The 15,232-nt window shown below is 50.8% G+C and carries 19 protein-coding genes, 1 tRNA gene and 1 pseudogene; 11 read left to right on the top strand and 10 right to left on the bottom strand.

Annotation, left to right across the window (positions count from 1 at the left end):
* The first annotated feature begins 1 nt into the window (after window position 1).
* The gene (locus MON40_RS00700) at window positions 2–250 is read left to right on the top strand and encodes a BolA family protein (RefSeq protein WP_029609441.1); all 249 of its coding nucleotides are present in this window, start codon (window positions 2–4) and stop codon (window positions 248–250) included.
* 129 nt (window positions 251–379) lie between these two features.
* Here MON40_RS00700 and MON40_RS00695 read toward each other — a convergent pair whose 3' ends face one another.
* Window positions 380–1,270 carry a DegV family protein gene (locus MON40_RS00695; RefSeq protein WP_003763462.1) on the bottom strand — a complete coding sequence of 297 codons (891 nt, stop codon included), beginning with the start codon at window positions 1,268–1,270 and terminating at the stop codon, window positions 380–382.
* A 256-nt stretch (window positions 1,271–1,526) separates the two neighbouring features.
* Between MON40_RS00695 and MON40_RS00690 the strand changes: the two genes are divergently transcribed.
* Window positions 1,527–2,015, top strand: coding sequence for a dihydrofolate reductase (locus MON40_RS00690; RefSeq protein WP_003779699.1), 489 nt, complete (start codon window positions 1,527–1,529; stop codon window positions 2,013–2,015).
* Between the two features lie 834 nt (window positions 2,016–2,849).
* Here the strand turns inward: MON40_RS00690 and MON40_RS00685 are convergent.
* Both MON40_RS00685 and MON40_RS00680 read right to left on the bottom strand, forming a co-directional pair.
* On the bottom strand, window positions 2,850–3,314 hold the full coding sequence (locus MON40_RS00685; protein WP_036491155.1) for a CYTH domain-containing protein: 465 nt from the start codon (window positions 3,312–3,314) through the stop codon (window positions 2,850–2,852).
* Between the two features lie 63 nt (window positions 3,315–3,377).
* Complete coding sequence (locus tag MON40_RS00680) at window positions 3,378–3,803, bottom strand: CopD family protein (RefSeq protein ID WP_003762323.1); 426 nt, start codon at window positions 3,801–3,803, stop codon at window positions 3,378–3,380.
* A gap of 223 nt (window positions 3,804–4,026) precedes the next feature.
* Between MON40_RS00680 and MON40_RS00675 the strand changes: the two genes are divergently transcribed.
* On the top strand, window positions 4,027–4,302 hold the full coding sequence (locus MON40_RS00675) for a hypothetical protein (protein ID WP_003762327.1): 276 nt from the start codon (window positions 4,027–4,029) through the stop codon (window positions 4,300–4,302).
* A 90-nt stretch (window positions 4,303–4,392) separates the two neighbouring features.
* Here the strand turns inward: MON40_RS00675 and MON40_RS00670 are convergent, their stop codons facing one another.
* Both MON40_RS00670 and MON40_RS00665 read right to left on the bottom strand, forming a co-directional pair.
* Complete coding sequence (locus tag MON40_RS00670; RefSeq protein ID WP_242925956.1) at window positions 4,393–4,743, bottom strand: HEPN domain-containing protein; 351 nt, start codon at window positions 4,741–4,743, stop codon at window positions 4,393–4,395.
* Window positions 4,743–5,420 (bottom strand): hypothetical protein, encoded by a 678-nt coding sequence (locus MON40_RS00665; protein WP_242925955.1) that lies wholly within the window; start codon window positions 5,418–5,420, stop codon window positions 4,743–4,745. The genes MON40_RS00670 and MON40_RS00665 overlap by 1 nt, the downstream gene beginning before the upstream one ends.
* 272 nt (window positions 5,421–5,692) lie before the next feature.
* Here MON40_RS00665 and mnmE point away from each other — a divergent pair, with 272 nt between their 5' ends.
* Window positions 5,693–7,057: a tRNA uridine-5-carboxymethylaminomethyl(34) synthesis GTPase MnmE gene (mnmE, locus tag MON40_RS00660; protein ID WP_003779690.1), complete on the top strand. Its 1,365-nt coding sequence runs from the start codon at window positions 5,693–5,695 to the stop codon at window positions 7,055–7,057.
* Between the two features lie 262 nt (window positions 7,058–7,319).
* Here mnmE and MON40_RS00655 read toward each other — a convergent pair whose 3' ends face one another.
* Entirely contained in the window at window positions 7,320–8,270 is a 951-nt protein-coding gene (locus tag MON40_RS00655; RefSeq protein ID WP_003779689.1) for a D-2-hydroxyacid dehydrogenase, read from the bottom strand.
* Window positions 8,271–8,399: 129 nt separating this feature from the next.
* Between MON40_RS00655 and MON40_RS00650 the strand changes: the two genes are divergently transcribed.
* Window positions 8,400–8,582, top strand: coding sequence for a DUF2061 domain-containing protein (locus MON40_RS00650; protein WP_003763483.1), 183 nt, complete (start codon window positions 8,400–8,402; stop codon window positions 8,580–8,582).
* On the opposite strand, the pseudogene MON40_RS13430 reads toward MON40_RS00650, so the two are convergent.
* Window positions 8,569–8,676 (bottom strand): annotated as a pseudogene (locus MON40_RS13430) (IS5/IS1182 family transposase); the annotation flags it as partial. The gene MON40_RS00650 and the pseudogene MON40_RS13430 sit on opposite strands and share 14 nt — an antisense overlap.
* 219 nt (window positions 8,677–8,895) lie before the next feature.
* Here MON40_RS13430 and MON40_RS00645 point away from each other — a divergent pair.
* The 6 genes from MON40_RS00645 to MON40_RS00620 all read left to right on the top strand — a co-directional run bounded on the left by MON40_RS00645 (window position 8,896) and on the right by MON40_RS00620 (window position 13,976).
* Window positions 8,896–9,156, top strand: coding sequence for a hypothetical protein (locus MON40_RS00645; protein WP_003762337.1), 261 nt, complete (start codon window positions 8,896–8,898; stop codon window positions 9,154–9,156).
* Window positions 9,157–9,316: 160 nt separating this feature from the next.
* Window positions 9,317–9,646, top strand: a complete 330-nt coding sequence (locus MON40_RS00640) for an FKBP-type peptidyl-prolyl cis-trans isomerase (protein ID WP_003743612.1) — start codon at window positions 9,317–9,319, stop codon at window positions 9,644–9,646.
* Window positions 9,647–10,619: 973 nt separating this feature from the next.
* The gene (gene mnmG / locus MON40_RS00635) at window positions 10,620–12,515 is read left to right on the top strand and encodes a tRNA uridine-5-carboxymethylaminomethyl(34) synthesis enzyme MnmG (RefSeq protein WP_003779686.1); all 1,896 of its coding nucleotides are present in this window, start codon (window positions 10,620–10,622) and stop codon (window positions 12,513–12,515) included.
* A gap of 157 nt (window positions 12,516–12,672) precedes the next feature.
* Entirely contained in the window at window positions 12,673–12,924 is a 252-nt protein-coding gene (locus tag MON40_RS00630) for a hypothetical protein (protein WP_147611987.1), read from the top strand.
* A 45-nt stretch (window positions 12,925–12,969) separates the two neighbouring features.
* Window positions 12,970–13,734 (top strand): SDR family oxidoreductase, encoded by a 765-nt coding sequence (locus tag MON40_RS00625; RefSeq protein ID WP_003779684.1) that lies wholly within the window; start codon window positions 12,970–12,972, stop codon window positions 13,732–13,734.
* A 2-nt stretch (window positions 13,735–13,736) separates the two neighbouring features.
* Window positions 13,737–13,976 carry a DUF924 family protein gene (locus MON40_RS00620; RefSeq protein WP_003779683.1) on the top strand — a complete coding sequence of 80 codons (240 nt, stop codon included), beginning with the start codon at window positions 13,737–13,739 and terminating at the stop codon, window positions 13,974–13,976.
* Window positions 13,977–14,187: 211 nt separating this feature from the next.
* On the opposite strand, the gene MON40_RS00615 is transcribed toward MON40_RS00620, so the two are convergent.
* From MON40_RS00615 to MON40_RS00605, 3 genes are all read right to left on the bottom strand, one after another.
* A tRNA-Thr gene (locus MON40_RS00615) sits at window positions 14,188–14,263 on the bottom strand.
* A gap of 251 nt (window positions 14,264–14,514) precedes the next feature.
* Window positions 14,515–14,715 carry a hypothetical protein gene (locus MON40_RS00610; protein ID WP_003779681.1) on the bottom strand — a complete coding sequence of 67 codons (201 nt, stop codon included), beginning with the start codon at window positions 14,713–14,715 and terminating at the stop codon, window positions 14,515–14,517.
* A gap of 25 nt (window positions 14,716–14,740) precedes the next feature.
* On the bottom strand, window positions 14,741–15,187 hold the full coding sequence (locus MON40_RS00605; RefSeq protein WP_003779680.1) for a hypothetical protein: 447 nt from the start codon (window positions 15,185–15,187) through the stop codon (window positions 14,741–14,743).
* Between the last annotated feature and the right edge of the window lie 45 nt (window positions 15,188–15,232).

Raw genomic sequence — 15,232 nt, 5'->3', positions numbered from 1 at the left:
AATGCTTACCCCAGAACAAGTCAAATCGCTGATTGAAGGCGTCGCCGCTTGCGAACACGTCGAAGTCGAAGGTGACGGACATCACTTCTTCGCCGTCATCGTCTCTTCCGAGTTTGAAGGCAAAGCCCGCCTCGCCCGCCACCGCCTAATCAAAGACGGTCTGAAGGCGCAACTGGCCAGCAACGAATTGCACGCGCTGTCGATTTCCGTTGCCGCCACGCCTGCGGAATGGGCGGCGAAGCAGCAATAAGTCGTTAGCTCAGACAAAAAAAGGTCGTCTGAAACCTGAATCGGGTTTTCAGACGACCTTTTTTAATTTACACAATGTTGAATTGCCGATTAATAAGCATCAGGAATGCAGGCAGATCGGTGTTGCTCCTTATGCCGCTGCTTCGAGTTTTTCGACCATGCCGACGCCGACGCCGCAGATGCCGACGTGCACCGCCACCACCGGCGATACGGGAACGCCGTCATCCAAGCAGATACCGGTCCGCTTGAAGAAGCGTTCCGCAAATATCCGATACCGGTCGCGTTCGCCCGTATAAAGACCGCCAAGGATAAATTGTTCCCTGTTTTTGCCTTGCATCAGTTTCAACACTTGGTCGATGATGGCATCAAACATTTTTTCGTCATCGGAAGTGGATTCGACCCGGCACAACTGATCTTGCGAAAAGCGCAATACGGCGCGCAGCCCCAACCAGTCGCACAACGAAGCGCCCAATCTTGCCATCGTGCCGCTGCCGACAAGGGATTTGATTGTGGACAGTCCGAAAATGATGTTGCAACGTTCTTTTAAACCTTCCAAGTAAGCAACGATTTCCGTCGGCGTTTTTCCTTCGCGCAACAGGCGGTCTGCTTCCAAAGCAAAAAAGCCTTCGGGCATGCAGCATGTCCCTGTATCGACGACATGGACTTTCAATTGCGGAACCTGCTCGGCAACTTGACGCACCATATCGGCAGAATCACTTAATTTGTGGCTCAACGTCGTCACAATGGCTTCGTGATAACCCTGACCGACCAAATATTGAAAAGTCCTCAATAAATCTTCAGACGACGGCGGTGTTGTAGAAACATCGCTGTCCAAATGCTCGCGGCGCCAATTGCAATATTCTTCATTGCTGATTTCCAGTCCGTCAGCAAACTCTTGTTGTTCCATAAATACATTCAGATGCAGAATCTGAATCGGGCTGTCCCGATCGAGTATGCCCGACAAAGAGCCACTCGACGTGGACAATACCGCGCAACGATATAAGGCATAAGAGCCTGCCATAAACTGCTCCCTTGTGCATCAAACAATGCAAAATCTCAAATAAATAAAGGACCATCTAAGCGGTCTATTTTAATGATAAACGGTATGTAAATTTTTGTCTACATATTAATAGTTTTGAGCATTATTTTGAAACTAAACACTATATTCTAAAATAATAGTTATCATTCATTGCCATATGGTTTTTATACCTCCTTTTAAACACCTGCGTTTACATATCGTTTACAATACAGCTACTTCTCAATCAAAAGACCACCTCATGCCGAAAATCACCCTGATTGCCGCCTGCGCGCCCGACCGCTGCATAGGCATCAACAACACCATGCCTTGGCACTTGCCCGAGGACTTCGCATTTTTCAAATCCTATACCCTCGACAAACCCGTCGTGATGGGGCGAAAAACTTGGGAATCCCTGCCCCGCAAGCCGCTGCCCGGCCGCCGCAATATCGTCATCAGCCGTCAGGCAGATTATCCGGCAGAAGGCGCGGAAACCGTCGGCAGCCTTGAAGAGGCTTTGGCATTATGTGCCGCTGCGGAAGAAATCATCATCATGGGCGGCGCACAAATCTATGCCCAAGCCCTGCCGCTCGCCAGCGATTTGCGGATTACCGAAGTGGCATTAGACGTCCAAGGCGATGCGTTTTTTCCCGAATTTTCGCCGTCAGAATGGCGCGAAGCCGCCCGCGAAACCCACACCTCCGCCAACGGCACAGGCTACGCGTTCGTCCATTACACCCGCATCCGATAAAAAAACAGGCGGTTTGCCGTCAAACCGTCCGCCAGCGATGCGATGAATCAATAAAATCACAAAGGTCGTCTGAAAAACAGTTTTCAGACGACCTTTGTGATTCTCAAACAGCCGATATAGCGAATTAAATTAAGCCAGCCGTAGCGTGGGCTTCGCCCGCGAATCTGCCGATCAAATCCTGATTCGGACAATCAACCAAGCTGTTTCCTCGTGGGTAAAGCCCACGCTACAATCTAAAATCACAAAGGTCGTCTGAAAACCGGTTTTCAGACGACCTTTGTGATTCCCAAACAAGCCGATATAGTGGATTAAATTAAGCAGGCCGTAGCGTGGGCTTCGCCCGCGAATCTGCCGATCAAATCCCGAACCAGACAATCGTCCAAGCCGTTTTTCGTGGGCAAAGCCCACGCTACAATCCTACAATCCTACAATCCTACAATCCTACAATCCTACAATCCTACAATCCGCGTCTAGTATCGGCGGCGTACCGTTATTCCCCAACCCACCTACCAAGCCAGCCGTAGCGTGGGCTTTGCCCACGAATCTATCGATCAAATCCCGAACCGGACAATCAACCAAGCCGTTTTCCGTGGGCAAAGACGCTACAATCTAAAATCAAAAAGGTCGTCTGAAAACCGGTTTTCAGACGACCTTTGTGCTTCTCAAACAAGCCGATATAGCGAATTAAATTAAGCCAGCCGTAGCGTGGGCTTTGCCCACGAGTCTGCCGATCAAATCCCGAACCGGACAATCAACCAGGCCGTTTTCCGCGGGCAAAGCCCACGCTACAATCCGCGTCCAGTATCAGCGGCATACCGTTATTCCCCAACCAGCCTACCAAGTCGAATAAGGATGTTTGCTCAAATACGCATTGGTAAATTTTCCTTCCGACGTAATCTCCGCGCCCAGCCAGTCCGGTTTTTCAAACGGTGTATCTTCCGCAGGCAGCTCGACCTCCGCCACCACCAAAGGCGCGTTATCGCCGAAATACTCGTCGATTTCAAACACAAAACCTTTAAACTCCACCCGATAACGGTGTTTTTCCATCTTAAACGGACACATCGTCTCCATCATCTGCCGCGCGTGCGCCAAAGGAATTTCGTATTCAAACTCGCTGCGGCTGACATCCGAAATATAGCCTTTCAAAGTCAGCCAAGCCTTGTCGTCAATAATGCGCACGCGGATGGTGCGCTCTTTTTCTACGCTCAAATAGCCCTGCTGCAACACCTGCGGCGCGGAGGCTTCGCGCTTCCAGTCATCGTTTTTCAACAGGAAGCGGCGTTCGATTTCAATAGTCATCTGTTTGATTCCAATATAAAAGAAGGTCGTCTGAAAACAGGTTTTGCAGGTTTCGCACACACCTTAAAACGGCTTGAACACCACCATATACAAAGCGACGACCATCATCAACACAGGCACTTCGTTAAACACCCTGTACCACTTGTGCGAATGCTTATTGCGTTTTTCCTCAAAGCCCCGAAGCAGCGCGCCGCAATAAAATTGATAAGCCAAAAGCAGCAGGCCCATCAACAGCTTCACATGCAGCCAGCCCTGCCCCCACCAGCCCGTCACAAACGGAATCACCATGCCGCACACCAGCGTCCCGAACCCCAACGGCGACATAAACTTATACAGCCGCCGCGCCATCGCCGAGAGCCGCTCATATTCCACCGGCTGCTCCGCCGCCTCAACCTGCGCTAGATTCACAAAAATCCGCGGCAGATAAAACAGTCCGGCGAACCACGAAATCACAAAAAACACATGCAAGAGCTTAAACCACAAATACATTTTCAGACGACCTCACGCTCGAAAACGCGTATTTTACCCGCCAAACCGCAGCGGCTGTTTTCTTTATGTCAACGACTGTCTGTTTTACGCCCGAAAAATTGTAAATCACGTCATAATTTCGCACAGTTGATATGCAATAAAATTAAAATTTGTTAAAATGCACATGTAATTAAAACCAATAGCCGCCCTACCTCGCGGAACAAACACAAAACGGAAAGAAAACATGATTAAGCAATTTGAAATCAGCACCAGCGTTCAAAAACAACTCGGCGACTACCTCGCCGCCAACCAGACCGACCTCAAAACCGCCATGGCGGACGAAACCCGCAACGGCGAAGTCGCCGCCATCATCCATGCCGGCCTGCCCATGATGGTGCGCAAAATCTATTCTCTGGAAAAAATGAAAAACTTCTTCTGGACGAAAAAAGAACTGATGGTCGAATTCGTCGCCATGCGCCTTGCCGCCGCCGAAAAGAAAAACGCTAAGAAAAAACGTTGATTCCTTCCGGCTCATTGAAGGAAAAGATAGAAAGGTCGTCTGAAAACCGCTTTCAGGTTTTCAGACGACCTTTTATGATTTGGATTTTTATCAAATAAGGGAGAATATCTCTTTAGCCTGCTTAATTGCAGTCTTTGCATGACTTGAATAAATTGATTCAACTAACTCGTAATCTGCTCGAGATCGAACTTTTCTTAGTTTTTTTAATAAATCCGCAATAAGTGAACTATCATCATCAGCCTGTCTTTCATAATAGAAAATCAAATTCTTATGTGTTCCCCCAGCATCATACTTATCTCGCTGATAACCCTTATTTATTGCTTTTTCTAGAGCATGATGCATGGCTGCATAGTAAGCTCTACTGATACATACTCTATCATCTGTTTCACTATTACGACATAAACTATCCGCAAAATGCAAGAAATCTATCGCAGTAATCATTAATTTATATCCCTTACAGCACAACCCAACACGAAACGGCTAAGATTAATCCCTTTTTCGCGAGCAAATTTAATCTTCAAACGACTCAACTCAATATCACAAGAAGCAACTTTGTCTTCATCTGAGTCAGCCAGCACTGTTAATTCGTAGAAAATTTCATCCTCAGCATAGCTACAATCCAAATTTAAGCCATCATTAATTAAGCTGTAACTACGCAGAACCTCCCCAGCATATACTAATAGTTCTTTTAGATATGATTCATTAATTACTGTTTTAATTCTTTTTATTTCCTCAGCTTCCTTAGTCATATCTTTTCCTAGTTTATTCAGTTTATTTATAACTTTTTCAGATAAAGAGATTTGACCAGTAAACCTAGTATACTCAAAACATCCTCTCAAAGCTTCAATGTCATCCTCCAAAATATCAACATACTTATCAAGAACTGAATAAGCAGACTTACGCTCACCAAGTCTAACTAAACAATTACAATAAGTTATATAATAATTACGAGTATCATGTGGCAAACGAGAAGCTTTATTCAAGTATTCTTCCACACTTTTCAGACGAGTTTGTAGAGGTGCATCTTCAAAGACTGCGAGTTCCGCTAAACATAAATAACCTTGATGAGGAGCGTGTGTTTTTAATAATTTCTCTGCATCTCTTTTTGCACGAGTCAAATCAAATGGTCGAATGCACGTTTTTCTGCGCATGTCCCTAATTTGACCTATCAAGTCCGAAAAAATGGTTTGGGGCTTAGTATTCATAATTGAAGATATTACTTCATGAGCTTTTTATATGCAATACCATATGAAATTGTTTTATTTAATATGTGTTACTAATTGCTTATCCGTCTATCTTTCTATTCTCACTTAATATCAATAGCAAGTTCAAAGATTTTAGAAACCCTTTGCTATAATACCGCTCACCCAGTTCCCGATACGAGCCAGCCATGTCCGCATCCCAACCCACCATCGCCGCCATCGCCACCGCCCCCGGACGCGGCGGCGTCGGCGTTATCCGTCTTTCCGGCAAAAACCTGCTGCCTTTGGCGCAAACCCTCAGCGGCGGCAAAACGCCCAAACCGCGCACCGCGCTTTACACCGACTTTCTCGGCGGCGACGGGCAGCCGCTAGACAACGGCATCCTGCTCTACTTCGCCGCCCCCGCCAGCTTTACCGGCGAAGACGTGATTGAATTGCAGGGACACGGCGGCCCTGTGGTGATGGACATGCTGCTCTCGCGCTGCCTCGAACTGGGGGCGCGCATGGCGGAGCCGGGCGAATTTACCAAACGCGCCTTCCTCAACAACAAACTCGACCTTGCCCAAGCCGAAAGCGTCGCTGACCTCATCGACGCCTCCAGCAAGTCCGCCGCACGCATGGCATTGCGTTCGCTCAAGGGCGCGTTTTCCCGACACATACACGAGCTGGTGGACGACCTCATCACCCTGCGGATGCTGGTCGAAGCTACGCTGGACTTCCCCGAAGAAGACATCGATTTTCTCGAAGCCGCCGACGCGCGCGGCAAGCTCCAAGCCCTGCAAGGTCGTCTGAAAACCGTCCTCGCCAGCGCGGAACAAGGCGCGATTTTGCGCGAAGGCATGAACGTCGTCCTCGTCGGCGCACCCAACGTCGGCAAATCCAGCCTGCTCAACGCCTTGGCGGGCGACGACATCGCCATCGTAACCGACATCGCCGGCACCACCCGCGACACCGTGCGCGAACAAATCACCCTCGACGGCGTGCCCGTCCACATCATCGACACCGCCGGCCTGCGCGAAACCGACGACGTGGTCGAACAAATCGGCATCGAGCGCAGCCGCAAAGCCGTCTCCGAAGCCGATGTCGCCCTGATTCTGATTGACCCGCGCGAAGGCGTGAACGCCAAAACCCAAGCCATTTTGAACAGCCTGCCCGAAGGTTTGAAAAAAATCGAAATCCACAACAAAGCCGACCTGACCGGCGAACCCGTCGCCGTCCGTTCAGACGGCCTCGCGCAAACCGGCGCGGACTCCGTCATCAGCCTGTCCGCCAAAACCGGCGCGGGTCTCGACTTGCTCAAACACGCGCTGTTGCAGGAAGTCGGCTGGCAGGGCGAAAGCGAAAGCCTGTTCCTCGCCCGCAGCCGCCACCTCAACGCCTTGCACGAAGCCGAAACCGAGCTGGAAAATGCCGCCCTCTGCGACAACAACCAAATCGAGCTTTTCGCCGAACACCTGCGCCTCGCCCAAAACGCGTGCAGCGAAATCACCGGCGAATTTACCGCCGACGATTTGCTGGGCGTGATTTTCTCGCGCTTCTGTATCGGCAAATAAGATTAAACCTTATCCATACGCGAAAGGTCGTCTGAAAACCAAGATTCAGGTTTCAGACGACCTTTGCCGTTTGAAAGCATTGGTTTTTGACGAAATCCACGGATTGCTCACAACTTATCCACAATTTGAACCTCATCCCAATTCAATCAAATTAAACTTAATTCATTGAAAAATATCAACATACAAAAAGGTCGTCTGAAAATTTTCAGACGACCTTTTAAATTGTTCACAAAATTATCAACAGGGCTAAGGGCTATCGGCATCAAACCAGATTCTGCGGATTGCCCGCGACGAAGCGGTTGATGTTGTCCACAAGGATGTCAAACAGACGGTTGGCGGCCTCTTGGCTTGCCCATGCAATGTGTGGCGTGACAATAAGGTTGGGCAGTCGAGCTTTCAGCAGAGGGTTGCCGTCGCGCGGCGGCTCTTGTGTTAACACGTCAAAACCTGCCCCGCCGATTTGGCCGTATTTCAACGCCGCAACCAAAGCGGCTTCATCAACCAAGCCGCCGCGCCCGCAGTTGATGAGGATGGCGCCGGGCTTCATCTGTTGCAACTCGGCTTCGCCTATCATGTTTGCCGTTTCCGGCGTGAGCGGGCAATGCAGCGACAGCGCGTCGGCAGTGCGGACGGCTTCGTCAAAGGAAACGTAGCCGTCGCGGACGGTTTCGGCGTGTTTGTGTTCGACAAACACGACCTTCATTTTGAACGCCTGTGCATAAGTTGCCAGCGTCTGTCCGATGTTGCCGCGACCGAAAATCGCCAGTGTTTTACCGTTTAAATCGCGCATCGGTGCGCCGAGGTGGCAGAAAAACGGCGAGTTTTCCCACAAGCCTGCTGCAACGTCTCGCTGATAGGCAGGCAGGTTGCGCATCAGGGTAATCATCATCATAAACGCGTGTTCCGCCACGGATTCATTGCCGTAAGCGCGGATGTTGCACACGCTCACGCCCGCTTGCTTGGCGGCAGCAAGGTCAACATTGTTGACGCCCGTCGCGGCTAGCGCAATCAGTTTGAGCTGCGGGTTGGCGGCGATGTGTTCGGCGGAAATCACGACTTTGTTGGTAATGATGATGTCCGCGCCCTGTATGCGCTCGGCGGTCTGATGCGCCTCAGTTGAACCATAGCTGCTTAAAGTATGCGGAAAATCAAAGTCAAACGGACGGTCGGCAAGCGTGTCGCGGTCGAGAACGGCAATGCACAGTGGATTCATGTTTTACCTATCAAAAATAAAATAATGATTAAAATAAACTAATTTTGAATAAAATATTCAAAATATACGGCATAGTTGAGAATAGTTATTATCCGAACCATACAGACATCACCATATCAGGAAACCATCATGATTAAAACCATGACTTTTGCCATTTTACATTTCGCCACCGCGTTCGGCGTTGCCTATATTTTGACCGGCAGCATCGGCATCTCAAGCGCAGTCGCGCTGGTCGAACCGCTTGCCAACACCGTCGTTTTCTATTTCCACGAACAGGCATGGCGACGTTACGAAAAAAATATAGTGGATTAACTTTAAACCAGTACGGCGTTACCTCGCCTTGTCGTACTATCTGTACTGTCTGCGGCTTCGTCGTCTTGTCCTGATTTAAATTTAATCCACTATAAAACCGTGAAACAAGAATGGGCTACGCCGCTGCACCATTGTGGATAAGTTTTGACCGGAGGTCGTCTGAAAACGGGTTAGGGCATATTGTTTCTTATTAGTAAATATTCTTTCAATAAAATAGATATTTATCAATCAAAACGAAATTAATAAAATGCTTTCCATCGCTTGAACGCCTATGCAGTTCATCTTTTATATTCAACATCATAAGGAAAGTATCATGAAAAAAGCACTCTTCGCCTCCCTCATCGCCGTTGCCGCCGCCGCATCTTTCGCCGACAGCCGCATTCCTGAATGGAACCATGCCAACGACTCCGGCCCCATTCCGGGCTTAACCCAAGTCGAATATCACGACGCGCACGATATGCGTAAGGATGATGACCGCGTGAAATTCACCGCACCTGCCACAGGCGTGCGCGAAATCACCGACATCGGCTACAACGACACCTATGCCCGTTCGTTGCAAAACGGCTCAAATTGATTGCTAATCGGTTGAAATTGAAAGGTCGTCTGAAAACGTATCCATCCGTTTTCAGACGACCTTTTGCTTTATCGGAAACGGCAGCTATGATACCCTTCAGCGCGGAATATCGAAGAGTCGATATTGTTAACTGATTGAAAACGCTATGAAAGGATAAAACATGAGCGGTTTGATTATTGAAGATTTGCAGGAAGGTCACGGCAAAGAGGCCGTGAAAGGCAAGGAAATTACCGTACATTACACCGGTTGGCTGGAAGACGGCACCAAATTCGACTCCAGCCTCGACCGCCGTCAGCCGCTGACGATTACGCTGGGCGTGGGTCAGGTCATTCAAGGCTGGGACGAAGGTTTCGGCGGCATGAAGGAAGGTGGCAAACGCAAGCTGACCATTCCCGCCGAAATGGGCTACGGCGCACGCGGCGCCGGCGGCGTGATTCCGCCTAACGCGACATTGGTGTTTGAAGTAGAGCTGTTGAAAGTTTATGAATAATGCCTGACGGCGTTGGGATCGATTTTCTACGTTGAACTGAGCGAAAGGTCGTCTGAAAACCGAATGTTGAGGTTTTCAGACGACCTTTTTGTTTAATTCAAGTAGGTTGGGTCAAACCAAATTTGTAGCGTGGGCTTTGCCCGCGAAATCTGCTGTCTAACCATGTCAGACAATAATCTCATTTGCTTTCATCTCGTGGGCAAAGTCCACGCTACGGGTGGCTGCAACGGCAACCTGTCCCTTCCCCCGTCCAGCGGGGGAAGGTTAGGATGGGGGTGGCTTTGTAGGTTTAGGTAATAAAAGCAAATTCGTGCAGCCCTAAGAGCCGCCCTCTCCCCAACCCTCTCCCGCCGGACGGGAGAGGGGGTAGGTTTCAGGTTGAAACAAGGTCGTCTGAAAATTTTGAGATTCGGGTTTTAGAGAAACTCGTTCTACACCCGTTTTCAGGCGACCTTATTTATTCAATCAACACGGGATTGGAATAACTCTGGTAGCGTGGGCTTTGCCCACGAAATCCACAGTCTGATAACCTGAATCGGGAAACCGTGTACGTTATTTATCTCGTGGGCAAAGCCCACGCTACGGGTGGCTGCAACAGCAACTTGTCCCTTCCCCCGTCCGGCGGGGGAAGGCCAGGATGGGGGTGGCTTTGTGGGGTTTAGGCAAAATCGGATTTGTGTAACCCTAAGAGCCACCCTCTCCCCAGCCCTCTCCCGCCGGACGGGAGAGGGGGTAGGTTTCAGGTTAAAACGAGGTCGTCTGAAAACCTTTAGATTCGGGTTTGTAGAGAAACTCGTTCATCCCCGTTTTCAGACGACCCTTTCCCCATCCCGTACCCGCAAGCGCCTTTCCACCTGTCAAATCCCCCCGAAAAAGCGTACAATCCCACGTTTATTTTTGAATTCATTATATTTTCAGACGACCTCCGTCAGAGAAAAGAGGTCGTCTGAAACCATTAGGCCCGTTGAAACACATGACCCACATGATTTACCCCAAAACCTACGACGTCATCGTCGTCGGCGGCGGCCACGCAGGCACGGAAGCCGCGCTTGCCGCCGCACGCATGGGCGCGCAGACGCTTTTGCTCACACACAACATCGAAACGCTCGGACAAATGTCGTGCAACCCGTCCATCGGCGGCATCGGCAAAGGCCATCTTGTGCGCGAACTCGACGCGCTCGGCGGCGCGATGGCGTTGGCCACCGACAAATCCGGCATCCAGTTCCGCCGTCTGAACGCCAGCAAAGGCGCAGCGGTTCGTGCCACGCGCGCGCAGGCGGACCGCATCCTGTACAAAGCCGCCATCCGCGAGATGCTGGAAAACCAAGAAAACCTCGACCTCTTCCAGCAGTCGGTTGACGACGTAACCCTCGACGGCGACCGTATTTCAGGCGTCATGACCGCGATGGGCGTGGAATTCAAAGCCCGCGCCGTCGTGCTGACCGCAGGCACGTTTTTGTCCGGCAAAATCCACATTGGTTTGGAAAACTACGAAGGCGGCCGCGCCGGCGACCCCGCCGCCAAATCGCTGGGCGGACGTTTGCGCGAATTGAACCTGCCGCAAGGTCGTCTGAAAACCGGCACGCCGCCGCGTATCGACGGGCGCACGATTGATTTCTCCCGGCTCACCGAACAGCCCGGCGACACGCCCGTTCCGGTAATGTCCGTGCGCGGCGACGCCGAAATGCACCCGCGCCAAGTGTCCTGCTGGATTACGCATACCAATTTGAAAACACACGACATTATCCGCTCAGGCTTCGACCGCAGCCCCATGTTCACCGGCAAAATCGAAGGCGTCGGCCCGCGCTACTGCCCGTCGATCGAAGACAAAATCAACCGCTTCGCCGACAAAGACAGCCATCAGATTTTCCTCGAACCCGAAGGCCTGACCACCAACGAATACTACCCCAACGGCATCTCCACCAGCCTGCCGTTCGACATCCAAATCGCGCTCGTGCGCAGTATGAAAGGCCTTGAAAACGCCCATATCCTGCGCCCCGGCTACGCCATCGAATACGACTACTTCGACCCGCGCAACCTCAAAGCCAGCCTCGAAACCAAAACCATCCAAGGCCTCTTCTTCGCCGGACAAATCAACGGTACGACCGGTTACGAAGAAGCTGCCGCGCAAGGCCTGCTCGCAGGCGCAAACGCCGTGCAATACGTCCGCGAACAAGACCCGCTCCTGCTGCGCCGCGAACAAGCCTATCTCGGCGTATTGGTGGACGACCTCATCACCAAAGGCGTGAACGAACCCTACCGCATGTTCACCAGCCGCGCCGAATACCGCCTGCAACTACGCGAAGACAATGCCGATATGCGTCTGACCGAAGACGGCCACAAAATCGGCTTGGTGGGTGAAGAACAATGGCGCATGTTCAACGAAAAGCGCGAAGCCATCGAACGCGAAATCCAACGTTTGAAAACAACGTGGTATACGCCGCAAAAACTCGCCGAAGACGAACAAATCCGCGTGTTCGGACAAAAACTCAGCCGCGAAGCCAACCTGCACGACCTCCTGCGCCGCCCGAACCTCGACTACGCCGCACTGATGACGCTCGAAGGCGCAAGGTCGCCTGAAAACCTCTCTGCCGAAGTCATCGAACAAGTCGAAATCCAAGTCAAATACCAAGGCTATATCGACCGCCAAAACGAAGAAATCGACAGCCGCCGCGACATCGAAACCCTAAAGTTACCCGACGACATCGATTACAGCAAAGTCAAAGGTTTATCCGCCGAAGTGCAGCAAAAGCTCAACCAGCACAAACCCGAAACCGTCGGGCAAGCCAGCCGCATTTCCGGCGTAACCCCTGCAGCAGTGGCGTTGCTGATGGTGCATTTGAAGCGCGGGTTTAAAGGGGCGAAATAGGCTTGCACGCAGATAAGAAAAGGTCGTCTGAAACCGAAAATCAGGTTTCAGACGACCTTTTTTAATACCGACACATATTTATGTAGATTAAAATAGAACGCACCCCCTGCCGTCATTCCCGCGCAGCGTCGTAGGTCGGATTCTTGAATCTGACATCTTGGACAGCTGTGTCGGATACAAGTATCCGACCTACGGCTTGCTGTGGCAGGCCTTCTACCGGGCCGACATCGAACGCAAAATCCGCGACGAATACCTGCTCGACAAAAGCGGTGCAGGCTGGTATAAAATCCGCAACGCCCTGAAAAAGGCCGCTCCGCAAACCGGCTTCGCCCCCTTCGAAACCACCTACGCCGCCCTCGCTGCCAAACTCGAACCACTGGTGTACGAATACGGCTTTTTGAAAGAATAGGCAGCCTGAAAAAAGCAGCCTGCACCCCCAAAACAAGGAAACCCCATGATCCCCACACAACACACCGTACTCATCACCGGCGGCGCCACCGGCATCGGCTTTGCGCTGGCAAAAAAGTTCCATGCAGCGGGCAACCGCGTGATTTTGGTCGGACGGCGCGAAGACGCGCTACGCCAAGCCGTAGAACAACTTTCAGGAGAACAGCTTTCAGGCAGCCTGCACGATAACGGCGCACGTTGCGGATATGCCGTCGCCGACGTTTCCCAAGCCGAAGACCGCGCACGGCTGGCGGCGCAGTTTCCCGAAACCAGTATCCTCATCAACAACGCCGGCATCCAGTTCACCAAACGGTTGGACGAGCAGACGGACGACGAAATCGCGCAGGAAATCGCCGTCAATCTCACCGCGCCCGTGCAGCTCACCCGCGCCTTCCTACCCATGCTGGCGGGCAAGCCGCAGGCCGCCGTTATCAACGTATCATCGGGCTTGGCGGTGGTGCCCAAGGAAACCTGCGCCGTTTACTGTGCCACCAAAGCCGCGCTACACAGCTTTTCGCAAGTGTTGCGCTGGCAGTTGGAAAACAGCGGTATCCGCGTGTTCGAAATCCTGCCGCCCATGGTCGCCACGCCCATGTACAAAGGCAAGGGGCACGCGCACCTGAAAATTTCGCCCGACGAATTGGCAGACGAATTTTGGCGTGATTTTGAACGCAACCGCTTTGAAAGCATGATTGGCAAAACGAAGTGGCTCTATTGGATTAACCGCCTCTCCGCACGGCTGGGGCAGCGGATTATGCGGAAGGGTTTGTAATCATGAACGCTCCGTCTTCAGATTATCGTGCCGTATTGGATTTTTGGTTTCGCGAAACTGCGCCGCAGCAATGGTTTGCCCGATCCGATGCGTTCGACGGCATCATCCGCCAACGCTTTTTTGCCGTGTGGCAACGCGCCGCACAGGGCGAACTGGCCGACTGGCGCGGCAATATGCAGGGCAGCAGCCGTAGGTCGGATACAAGTATCCGACCTACGGCTTGCTGCAAATATACATTTTGACGTTAGTACCCTTCATGATAGAGAATCATGGCAAGAGCGTATAAATAAAGATTTTCTTGATAACAAAAATATTTGTCCATATGGAATGGATGGAGTTCTTGATATTCTAAAAGACACCTTCCGAGTCCTCAGTCTTGAACAAACACCGCAATAAAAAAGGTCGTCTGAAAACCCAAAACCAAGTTTTCAGACGACCTTTCTTTATCCAATCTGGTGCCGGAGAAGGGAATCGAACCCCCGACCTTCGCGTTACGAATGCGCTGCTCTACCAACTGAGCTACACCGGCACGGTGTTCGTTATCATATACATAAACGGGATGTTCGGCAAGTTCGCATTTCCCGATAAGGTTGTTGCTCGGTGAAAATATATGCCGTATTTTCAGACGACCTTTTTTAAAAAGACCGTATGGGGATAGTGTTTTGATGCTTGACTTTCCATCCCTTCCGCCCGCACGGAAACGGCAATGGGTTGGGCAGGTTTATCCGGAATCGGCAAACTGTCAGCCTCCGTCCGAATATATAGTGGATTAACTTTAAATCAGGACAAGGCGACGAAGCCGCAGACAGTACGGCAAGGCGAGGCAACGCCGTGCTGGTTTAAAGTTAATCCACTATAATCTTTAAAGGTTAACAAAAGCGTGAGGCAAAGGATATAGATGCTGGAGGGCGTAACGGTAAACAAAAGGTCGTCTGAAACTGGAAATCCGGTTTCAGACGACCTTTTTTCATATCGAGACATTAGGCAAAGCCAAACGCAGAGGAAATTAATTAACAGCCGATAAGATAGAGTAAAGGCTTGGGGCATCTACGCATAATTCTTCTTTTTCCGAGCGGTAGCAGGTCCAGCTTTTGCCTTTTAAGGTACGCTCGGAGGTGGTGTAAGTCTTGTTATTCATCAGTTTGGTCGAATGAGTCCATTTGCCGCCTGTCGGGTTGGATTCTTTCGTTTTCACAAAGGCTTCATACGAAAAAACAATCGTTTTTCCATTTTTCAATTTGTACTCTTCCCCGTTCCCCGCGATATAGCCGCCGCGTTTTTCATCATAGACTTGTGCGCTTTCCCAAGCCAGGCTGCTGCAAGCCGTTGTTTTCGGTTGGCTGTTTGGGGCGGTCAAATCTTGGTATGTGCAAGTCAACTTGTCTGATGAATAGGTATGGCTGGCATAGGCAGCCGTAGACAAAAACAGGATGGTAAAAAATATTCTTTTCATTTTGGCTTACCTTTTAAAAATCAAAACGATACGGAGTAAAACGAC

The organism is Neisseria macacae ATCC 33926 (genome assembly GCF_022749495.1).
Lineage (GTDB): Bacteria > Pseudomonadota > Gammaproteobacteria > Burkholderiales > Neisseriaceae > Neisseria > Neisseria macacae.
Note: the sequence above shows the minus strand (reverse complement) of the source record. Positions and strands in the feature narration are given on the sequence as shown.

Bases quoted from the DNA above. Each gene is read 5' to 3' on its own strand.
- MON40_RS00700 (WP_029609441.1), top strand. From the start codon at position 2: ATGCTTACCCCAGAACAAGTCAAATCGCTGATTGAAGGCGTCGCCGCT.
- MON40_RS00695 (WP_003763462.1), bottom strand. From the start codon at position 1,270: ATGGCAGGCTCTTATGCCTTATATCGTTGCGCGGTATTGTCCACGTCG.
- MON40_RS00690 (WP_003779699.1), top strand. From the start codon at position 1,527: ATGCCGAAAATCACCCTGATTGCCGCCTGCGCGCCCGACCGCTGCATA.
- MON40_RS00685 (WP_036491155.1), bottom strand. From the start codon at position 3,314: ATGACTATTGAAATCGAACGCCGCTTCCTGTTGAAAAACGATGACTGG.
- MON40_RS00680 (WP_003762323.1), bottom strand. From the start codon at position 3,803: ATGTATTTGTGGTTTAAGCTCTTGCATGTGTTTTTTGTGATTTCGTGG.
- MON40_RS00675 (WP_003762327.1), top strand. From the start codon at position 4,027: ATGATTAAGCAATTTGAAATCAGCACCAGCGTTCAAAAACAACTCGGC.
- MON40_RS00670 (WP_242925956.1), bottom strand. From the start codon at position 4,743: ATGATTACTGCGATAGATTTCTTGCATTTTGCGGATAGTTTATGTCGT.
- mnmE (WP_003779690.1), top strand. From the start codon at position 5,693: ATGTCCGCATCCCAACCCACCATCGCCGCCATCGCCACCGCCCCCGGA.
- MON40_RS00655 (WP_003779689.1), bottom strand. From the start codon at position 8,270: ATGAATCCACTGTGCATTGCCGTTCTCGACCGCGACACGCTTGCCGAC.
- MON40_RS00650 (WP_003763483.1), top strand. From the start codon at position 8,400: ATGATTAAAACCATGACTTTTGCCATTTTACATTTCGCCACCGCGTTC.
- MON40_RS00645 (WP_003762337.1), top strand. From the start codon at position 8,896: ATGAAAAAAGCACTCTTCGCCTCCCTCATCGCCGTTGCCGCCGCCGCA.
- MON40_RS00640 (WP_003743612.1), top strand. From the start codon at position 9,317: ATGAGCGGTTTGATTATTGAAGATTTGCAGGAAGGTCACGGCAAAGAG.
- mnmG (WP_003779686.1), top strand. From the start codon at position 10,620: ATGACCCACATGATTTACCCCAAAACCTACGACGTCATCGTCGTCGGC.
- MON40_RS00625 (WP_003779684.1), top strand. From the start codon at position 12,970: ATGATCCCCACACAACACACCGTACTCATCACCGGCGGCGCCACCGGC.
- MON40_RS00620 (WP_003779683.1), top strand. From the start codon at position 13,737: ATGAACGCTCCGTCTTCAGATTATCGTGCCGTATTGGATTTTTGGTTT.
- MON40_RS00610 (WP_003779681.1), bottom strand. From the start codon at position 14,715: ATGTCTCGATATGAAAAAAGGTCGTCTGAAACCGGATTTCCAGTTTCA.
- MON40_RS00605 (WP_003779680.1), bottom strand. From the start codon at position 15,187: ATGAAAAGAATATTTTTTACCATCCTGTTTTTGTCTACGGCTGCCTAT.